This window comes from Bartonella gabonensis (genome assembly GCF_903679515.1).
GTDB lineage: Bacteria > Pseudomonadota > Alphaproteobacteria > Rhizobiales > Rhizobiaceae > Bartonella > Bartonella gabonensis.
Genome location: NZ_CAHOYM010000047.1, coordinates 1 through 8,521 on the forward strand (window position 1 = coordinate 1; position 8,521 = coordinate 8,521).

The 8,521-nt window shown below is 42.4% G+C and carries 9 protein-coding genes; 5 read left to right on the forward strand and 4 right to left on the reverse strand.

Features of this window, described 5'->3' with window-relative positions; all coding sequences use genetic code 11:
- Positions 1-1,236: 1,236 nt before the first annotated feature.
- Entirely contained in the window at positions 1,237-1,467 is a 231-nt protein-coding gene (locus HWX04_RS07315; RefSeq protein WP_175869489.1) for a hypothetical protein, read from the forward strand.
- Here HWX04_RS07315 and HWX04_RS07320 read toward each other — a convergent pair.
- Complete coding sequence (locus HWX04_RS07320; RefSeq protein ID WP_175869490.1) at positions 1,440-2,006, reverse strand: hypothetical protein; 567 nt, start codon at positions 2,004-2,006, stop codon at positions 1,440-1,442. The two genes, HWX04_RS07315 and HWX04_RS07320, sit on opposite strands and share 28 nt — an antisense overlap.
- Before the next feature lie 233 nt (positions 2,007-2,239).
- Between HWX04_RS07320 and HWX04_RS07325 the strand changes: the two genes are divergently transcribed.
- The gene (locus HWX04_RS07325) at positions 2,240-2,548 is read left to right on the forward strand and encodes a hypothetical protein (RefSeq protein WP_175869491.1); all 309 of its coding nucleotides are present in this window, start codon (positions 2,240-2,242) and stop codon (positions 2,546-2,548) included.
- A 783-nt stretch (positions 2,549-3,331) separates the two neighbouring features.
- Here the strand turns inward: HWX04_RS07325 and HWX04_RS07335 are convergent.
- Together HWX04_RS07335 and HWX04_RS07340 are read right to left on the reverse strand one after the other, a co-directional pair.
- Positions 3,332-5,227, reverse strand: a complete 1,896-nt coding sequence (locus tag HWX04_RS07335) for a bifunctional DNA primase/helicase (RefSeq protein WP_175869496.1) — start codon at positions 5,225-5,227, stop codon at positions 3,332-3,334.
- A gap of 527 nt (positions 5,228-5,754) precedes the next feature.
- The gene (locus HWX04_RS07340) at positions 5,755-6,759 is read right to left on the reverse strand and encodes a YdaU family protein (RefSeq protein WP_175869492.1); all 1,005 of its coding nucleotides are present in this window, start codon (positions 6,757-6,759) and stop codon (positions 5,755-5,757) included.
- A gap of 412 nt (positions 6,760-7,171) precedes the next feature.
- Here HWX04_RS07340 and HWX04_RS07345 point away from each other — a divergent pair, with 412 nt between their 5' ends.
- From HWX04_RS07345 to HWX04_RS08725, 3 genes are all read left to right on the forward strand, one after another.
- Positions 7,172-7,489, forward strand: a complete 318-nt coding sequence (locus HWX04_RS07345) for a helix-turn-helix domain-containing protein (RefSeq protein WP_175869493.1) — start codon at positions 7,172-7,174, stop codon at positions 7,487-7,489.
- A gap of 313 nt (positions 7,490-7,802) precedes the next feature.
- On the forward strand, positions 7,803-8,192 hold the full coding sequence (locus tag HWX04_RS07350; RefSeq protein WP_175869494.1) for a hypothetical protein: 390 nt from the start codon (positions 7,803-7,805) through the stop codon (positions 8,190-8,192).
- Between the two features lie 2 nt (positions 8,193-8,194).
- Positions 8,195-8,383: a hypothetical protein gene (locus tag HWX04_RS08725; protein WP_175869495.1), complete on the forward strand. Its 189-nt coding sequence runs from the start codon at positions 8,195-8,197 to the stop codon at positions 8,381-8,383.
- Here HWX04_RS08725 and HWX04_RS08365 read toward each other — a convergent pair.
- The coding region (locus HWX04_RS08365) for a hypothetical protein (protein ID WP_210259583.1) at positions 8,325-8,521 on the reverse strand (197 nt) is incomplete at its 5' end. The two genes, HWX04_RS08725 and HWX04_RS08365, sit on opposite strands and share 59 nt — an antisense overlap.

Sequence of the window (8,521 nt, forward strand, 5' to 3'; positions counted from 1 at the left end):
TTGGATACAGCCTTATGAGGGTTGAGGCGTGTATCCCTTGAGGGGAAGGGTGCGCTCTTTGTGAGGGCAGAGCGCACCCTCTAGAGATTGGATACAGCCTTATGAGGGTTGAGGCGTGTATCCCTTGAGGGGAAGGGTGCGCTCTTTGTGAGGGCAGAGCGCACCCTCTAGAGATTGGATACAGCCTTATGAGGGTTGAGGCGTGTATCCCTTGAGGGGAAGGGTGCGCTCTTTATGATGGCAGAGTGCATCCATAGGAAAGGCATATCTCATAAAAATAGAGAGAGCCTAGGAAACTTTGTTATTTATCTTAATTGGTTTTTACTTTGCTATAGGTATTTATTTTCGTCTCCTCAATATTTTAGAGGGTTATAAAGTGAGACTCATTGATGAATTTCATCGTAACAATGTGAAAACTCTATGAGAATTAAGATATTTTTGTGCTATTTTTTTGTTTTTTTTTTGATTTTTTTAGGTCGAATAAAATTTATGAGGCATTTTTCGGCAGTTTAGCTTTTGCTATGAGCGCATAGCATTGGTTCAATATTTCAATTATTTCAAAGGCTTTATTCATATCGCTCTCAAACAGAATACCCCAAACGGAAGATATTTTAGGCAGCCTTATTCATGGACTTGTTTTAATATTTCTCAAGATATGTTGTCTTTCTTTCGCGGTGATATTTTGTGAAGGGGGTAACAATAAAGCCCAAATGATATAAAATTTATTGCTTCCCATCTTTGATATTTCATAAAAAGAGCAAGGCGGCATTTATACACTTGGCTTACTGCTCAGTAAGATGATGGGCTGGGATGATAGGTCTTCTTTTTGAATGATCTGTGTTGCAGGAAGATCTTATGGAAGAATACCACAAAGTTTAAAAGGGTTTAAGACACTATAGTCATAAAAAAAGTCCTCTGCGATAAACAGAAGGCAACAAATAAGATAATTTTAAAATTGGGGTTGTAAAAATATCAAAAAGAATGTCTAAAAATATAGAAAGACACACTTACAAAGAACTACTTATCCTATAAATAGCAGAGAATTGAAAAGAGAGCAATATAAAAATACTTTTTACAAAAAAGAACACTTTGCTCTTTATGCCTTAAAAGGTCATGAATACTTCTTTTTTATTGAATGTTTATTCTGAAATTTATTGTCAATTAAGTCTTTAAAGATTTTATGATACATGCTGCTATCTTTATTCTTCAATAAAAAACCAACAAATAGAGTAGCGCATGGCGATAGACTGGCGTTGGATTAGAGGCTTTATTTTTTTGAAGGGTATGAATCTTGAGTGCAAGGGTTTTGTGAAGCCGTATTTTTTTAAAAAAGGTGTGGCGGGGATGAAGTGGGGAGCTGTTGGTCTGTTGCGGCGGCATGGGAATTCTCCTTATCGAGGGGGCAACATTCGTGTGTTGTTCTCGAATGGCGATGAGGATTATTCAAAATGTTTCTGGTTTGCATAGCCCCAATGAAAGGCTAACAAGTCTAAACAATCGCGTAAATGATCGGCAAGAGAGTTTTGTTTGCGTTTTGAAGCACTTAATTCTTTGATCGCTTGTCCATGGCCGATAACCCGCTCAAGGAGTGAATAGCCAAGAATACCGAGTTGTTCTTTGATGGTTTTTAAATGATTGGAGGCCTCTATTTGCCTTTCAATGGGGTGGGTGGTGCTTTGGCTACAGGAAACTTTTTCACGGGTGTAGTCAAGGCTCATGTGGAGATCAGCCTGACTGTGACGCCAGTAAAAATAAAAACGTTCTGCGGCTCTATATTGTGCCTTACTTATATGTCCTTTCGTATATAAAAGCGCAATGGGGCGGCTTTGTGCATTGACAAGGACTTTGATGGTGCGCGGATTGCTGGAACTTTCTGGATGATGGGGCTGAAAATAAGGGTTGCTCGTTTCAAGGGCGACTTCTTGCGTTTTTAAATGCCCCATATGCTTTCCTTTTTCTTGAGGGTCAAGAAAGTGCGTGTTTTTTTTCTTCGCTTGATGGTTCATATCATCTCCTTGAAAAAGTATCGTTTGATTCTTGTTTTTTTTAAATGTTGCTTGCTCTCCGGACAAAAAGAGGGGACTAGAGGGAGGCCTGTGTGCGTGGGTATGGGGGCTTGGGGGTGGCTTGGATTTTGCCCTGTGTGTAGGGGGGAGCCCCATGGATTTTAATCTTGAACAGAGGGGTGTTTTGTTGCATGATGGATTTTCCTTGAATAACTTGGTGGGGGAGTGGTGTGATGTCGCCTGAAGAGGTAATTTTACCGTTGTTGGTGCTTTTAGGCTTTATAAGTCTTTCCTTATTTTTTATTTATATTAGTGCGCATATAGCCATGAAGCGTTTCGGGCTTACAAAAAAGGCTGTCTTCAGGAATATGATCTTTTTGTCCCTTATGGTTCTTGTCTCTAACTTGGTTTATGGGGGAGCCGAGCATTTGGGCATGGGCTGGCTTTGGTTCTCCAATAAGTGGGTGTTTAGTGTCCTTTTTGGCGTTGTGAGCGGTTTTGCTTGTATTGGTGCAAAGCGTCTTAAGGTCACTTCGGGGTGACTTGGCTTTGTTTTGAAAAGGATGGGTATTTTGTTGCATTTTCGGCATGGTCTTTGAGTTGATTGCTATAGGAGTGGTGTGATGTCATGCGGGGTTTGGTGTCTGAGTGGATTGCTGTTTTTCCTCTTTTTTATTGTGGCTGGTGTGTTTCTTGATAAGGCGGCCGCGCGCCGTGGGATTACAAGATGGACGTTTTTTGGCAGGTGGGTGGTCTTTTATGGTGTGATTGCGCTTTACCTTGGTTTTATTTGCGCAGGCGTGGGAAGTTACGCTGTTAGCGGGGCGTTGTTGTTGAAGGGGTGTGTATTTTCTTGCATGTTTGCCACTGTCCTTGGTGTGATGCATTTCAGCGTAAAAAGTCTGCCTGTGGTTTGGGCTGGTGTTTTAAAGGTGATGGCGTTTTGTGGCATGATAGGATTTATCCTGTATCTTTTTGTTGTGGGCGTCAGCGATATGAATAGCGAAAAAGGCATGTTTTTGAAGGTGTTGGTCTTGGCACTCTTGTTGAAATTGCTCTTGGGGTTCTTTATACGTGCGCATAGCGATTCAGTGTTGCAGAGGGTGTTGCGGCTTTTGAATTATTTGCTGTTTATCTGCATTTTGGCTCTTGTCTTTAATTTTGCTCAGTGGGGAGCAGAGCGTTTGGGGTGGAGTTGGCTTTGGTTCTCGAATGAGAATGTATTGATCTGCATTTTGGGATTTCTTTTTCCTTTTATTTATCAGGGACTGAAGTCTGCGCGTGTGATGGGGAAGGCATTCTTTAAGAGAGTGGGGGGAGAGGTGTTAAAGATAACGCCGAGGCGAGGATTGTTCAAAAGAACAGCGATAGCGGTAGGTTTGGGCGTCAAACCAAAGACCTACTTTGCCTTCAAAATCGCCGGAACGTTGTTTGGCAATATTCATAATCACACCGGGACGTTTGACTAAATCTGCTTTTTCTGCTTTTAGCGAGGCGGCAAAAATTTTATCTTCTAACGATCGATTGCGCCAAATAGTGATAATGTTAAAAGCATTCGCACCAATTTCTGAGGCGCCTTTAATATCTTCTGTCCCTGGGATATCTTTATCCAACCCCCCTTTGCGGGCATGGGCGACAAGATGAATATGCACATTGTTTAAAACAGCCCAATCAACCATTTTATAAACCGCTTGTTCTTGCCCTGCATAATCATCTGAGACAATGCCAAGCCGCATGAGACTGTCGATAATAAATTGATCGCAACCATAGCGTGCACGGCAATAGTCAAAGACATCAAGCAAGGCATCTACGCTTGATTTGCCAACATGTTCATAAAGAATAAGCCCATCGTCTAAAAAATGCAGAATTCGTTCAATTGTCTCTTTTGTAGGCTTTTCTAAGCCGCCCGTTTGTTTCGTTAAACGCCGGAGCGATTGTTCTCCTTTCATCTCTAAAGAGGCTAAGCAAAGGCGGCTGTTTTGCGCAATCCAATGGGGAATACAGTCGGATAATAATTGGCTTTTGCCTGCACCACTGGCACCGCTCCACAGCGTTAATTCTGCGGGGCGAAAATGTAATTTGTCCTTGAGTTTAGGATAGGGAACCGTATACCCAAGATGTTTTTCAGGCTCTGGCCAAAAAAGCCCAATGACTTGATCTTTATAGTCTGAGGCGCGCCGTAAGCCTTCTGGTGCAAAGCTTTTGGCGGAGGCAAAAGCTGCTTTTATGGTAGCTGCATCAATCTCCGCGGTTAAACACTCATTGGCATCTTTGCGGGGTAAGCAGACACGGTAACAACGGTGACGCCCAAGCCTGCTGGCAATTTCACGAGCGGCTTCTTCTCCAGGTTGGTCCATATCTGTGGCTAAAAAAATGGTTTCAAAAGCTTCTAAATGATCAAATTCATTTTCAATCCAATTCTGTTTACCACCCTTTCCACCTCCAAATGGAACGGAGACCGCCGGATAGCCATAGGCGGCAAGCGAAAGCGCATCAATTTCCCCTTCCGTGATGACAATTATCCGGTTTGTTGAAGAAAGTGTGGAAAACGACGCGTGATCTATGGACGTAGGCTGTGTTGCGTGGGTTGCGGTGTGGTCTGCGGATGCGGGCTGTGTTGCCTGCGTGGCGGTGTGGGTGGTGGGGTAAAGGGCTTGCCAACCAAATAAAATCGGTTCACACTGGGCTGCTGTAGGTTTCGCTTTCGCTCCTGCTTGAGCAAGCCGTTCTTTGACTAAAGCAAGGGTGCCATTAGGTTTATAAAAGGGAAAAATGATTTTTTCACCCTCTTCCCCTATGCGGTAACGCTTGATAATTTCTAGAGGAATGTGGCGTTCTTTGTGGAGATAAGTTTTTACGCGATTTTGCGGGGGGCACCCTTTAGGAACCGGTGGACGACGATAGGAACGATGGGGGATCATAAAGGGTTTGGGACGTGTCAGATTGAGAGTCGCGCGTGCTTCTTCTAAGGCTTGAGAAAGATGGATGCCTTTGACTTCACACCAAAGATCTAAAAGATCGCCTCCAATGCCTTCTGCAAAATCATACCAAAGCCCCGCTTTATTGCCGCTTAAGCAAATCGATAAACTTTGACCGGCTTTGCCGCGTGTGTTGCCAACAATCCAATGGTTGCCGCGTTTGTACCCTTGGGGAAGAAGCATTTCTGCTATCCTCTCTGCTTGTGTGATCAGTTTTTGTTTGATTTCAAAAATTGTGTTCATGGTCTTCGTGATCTTATTTTTTGTTTTTCTCAAAAGCGGGCTGTTTTGCTGTTCTTGCCGTTCGATGTGAGATGAAATCCGCGTGGCATTATGGTGTTTGCCAGTCTGCTTTGAGCGCTTCTTTGCCGCTTTTGGCTTGCCGATAGTTGCAAAGCTTCTTAGCTTGCTAATGGGCTTTTTTCTCACTCAAGCCTTCTAAAACAACCGTGTTGATATCTGCTTGCTTTCTGCCTTGTATCAAAGCGGTGGGGCAAGGTGGGTGCGTGAAAGAAAAGGAGGCGGTTCTGCGGCTTGCGGGTGATGTGTTCCTTTGTGTGGAAGAGATGAGGCATGTGGGGTATGCGTGCTGTTGTGATGAGAGCGGGGTGGGTGATGGTGAGTGCGTTTTATTGTGGTTGCTTCGCGTGTTGTTTGGGCGCTTGTTTCTCTGCTCAGGAGTGTTTTGTCGGATGGTGTTTTGTTTATGATTTTGAAACATTTGTGCCCTCGCGGCTGCTTGTTTGAAAAAGTGGTTAGGCCATGTGGTGTCAACATTTGTCGCTATAGTTGATCAGACTGCGGTAAAGGTTTTCGTTGCTTTCAGAAGGGCGTGGTGAGATCCCCCCTTGTTGTTTTTGCTGTTCTTGCCGTTCGATCTCACGGCGAAACCAGTTGCGCCATGTCGCTTGCCAGTCTGCTTTGAGCGCTTCTTTGCCGCTCTTGGCTTGCCAATAGTCGCGAAACTTCTTGGCTTGCCAATGGGCTTGTTTCTCACTTAAGCCTTCTGAAACGGCTGCCTCGATATCTGCTTGCCAAGTTTCAGGAAGGCGGTGTCCTTTGACAATGCTGGAATGGGCGGTTTTTTTTGTGTTTTTTTCTGGGACAATTTGTGGGATAGAGCCCCCTTGCGCCCCTGCTTGCCAAGCATCGGGCGAGCCGCTTTCACCCTCCATTTCTGCCGATGGAGGGGGAAAACGAGGGAAAGAAAAAGCTGAGGTGGCAGATGAAGCGCTTTGGCTCTCTTGGCAAGAAAGGGACGCTTCTGATCCATCAAACAGCAGGTTCTTTTCAAAAACACCGATAGGTGTTTTCTTTTCTTCTGCCTTTTGAGCTTCTAAGCTTTGTTCATCATCTTTTGTTCGCTCGTTAAGCAGTTGTTGAATTTCAGCATTGATTTTCTTGCGCTTTTTTGCTGAAGAACGACCCGCAAAGGATTTTTGTTCAAGCAATTTTTCACGCTCTTGAAAAACGTTTTCGCAGCGCTTGTTCCATAAGCCATTGGCTAAATTTAAAATCTTCCCCTCGCGGATGAGCATTCCTAAAACATTAACAAAAGTTCGCTTGTCACAACCACAAAGACGCGCTAAACGTTCTTCCGATATTTCTAGAGGACGTCCGCGGGCATACATTTCATTGAGAAGAATCGTATAAATTCCAATCTCGTGTGCACGCATGCCACGAACACCTCCTAGAAAGTCATTTTGATACCAACAAACATATGGAAGCCTAGACGATTCATGGTGAGGAGTTTCTTGTTGATCAACCTGTTTCATACGGTAATCTTCTTTCTTATACAGATTCATTGGCGATAAAAGGGCAAACAGAAATTTAGCTTGTGTTGCGTTTGGCTCTGCTTAATAACAACTAAAGGATTTATTTATGATGTTTATCAATGAGTGGTTGTGCTTAAATGTCATGAAAATTACAACTTGAGATTGTAATTATGAAAAAAATTAAAGAGGACAACACTTCTCAAGGGATCAGCTTTTGGGTATCAGCTTTTGGAAGTGGTCTTTTATTGATCCTATGGTGTGGTTAAAGTTTTTATGAGCAAAAAATGATTTTTTATTTCCCCCTAAAAAATAAAATTTGTTCCCTTAATTTTATCTTTTTTAGGGGATATTGCAAGCCCGTTTTGTAAAAAAGGACGTGTTTTTTTTAAAAGGCGCGCTATATGGTGAAATTATGAATATCGATGGTTGGCGTAAAAGATTAAGGACTGTTTTAGAAAAAAGTGGACGGTCAAAAAGATCTATCTCTCTGGCTGCGGGTAAAGGTGCGGGATACCTTCATTCTATCCTTTCTGAAGGAAAAGAACCAACAATCGAATCTCTCTCGCGAATTTGTCACGAAATTGGTATCAGTATGAATTATATTCTCTACGGTAAGGGCGCTAGTCCTGAAGATAAAGAATTTATAGAGCTTATTTCAAAACTCTCTCCGGAAGAGAGACAGGCGATTTTAACTCTTTTGCGGCGACCCGTTGGCGAAGCTTCAAAATAAGTTCCTTTTGTGTTTTTGAATCAAGACGACTCCAGTATTCTATTAATATTATATCATTCATTTTATCTCTCCTGTGTGTTTATCATTGCAATTGAGTTAGAACAAATAGAGAACAACAAAAGAACATGAGGGGAACAAAGAACAAAAAATTTTATTTATATATGTCATTTGAAACCCGCAAAGATTTAAAATATATCTTTTATGAAGGATAAAATGGTTGACATCTCTCCTATAGAGGAGATAAGACTAACGCTATATTTGATCTTGTCAAGATGAAGCTATGCTTTATCAACTATCTAAAGGGGGGAAAATCATGAAAAATATTCCGTTCGTTAAAGAGGATGAAATCATTATCATTCTTTGTGAAGATGAAAAGCCTGATATCTATGAGGGCCCCATCGACGAAATAGAAGAAGTGCTCGAACTTATTGAAGAATCTGAAACTGTTTATAAAGTTTTACGACTCGATCTTACAACCAATCATGCTGAAGAGGTTACAGAACAAGTCGCTGATTTTTATGCCGAAAATTACGAAATAAATGAAGAAAATACACAATTGCAGCCCTTCATTTTGAATAGTGAAGCCTATCATGTGTGTTTAGATGAAAGAGAGGCGCGCGATTATGAAGATAATCTTTATGGCTCTTATGAAAAACAACATCGTTTACGCCCTTGTGATGTCTTGTCAGATTATTGGTGGTAATCATGCCAAGTTATCTCAAGACTTCTTATCGAGGCTTTTCACTTTATTACGCTGGAAAGACACGAAATTTAATCAGACTTGAACCACAAAAACACAACGCTGTTCTCTTCATCTCGCAAGAGGTGGCTCAGTCTATGGCAAAAAACTTAGAGGAAGAATATTGCCTCCATGATTTTTCTGTCGTGCAATAGCAGGATGGAAAAAAAGGGTTCCCCCTCCTATAACGGATACGTTAACGGATACGTGTTTTTTGACTCGCGGGGGAGGGATGATGTCTGTTGTGCTTTCGTTCATTTGGGGGGGGGAGCTTTGGGGGGAGCCCTTTAGGG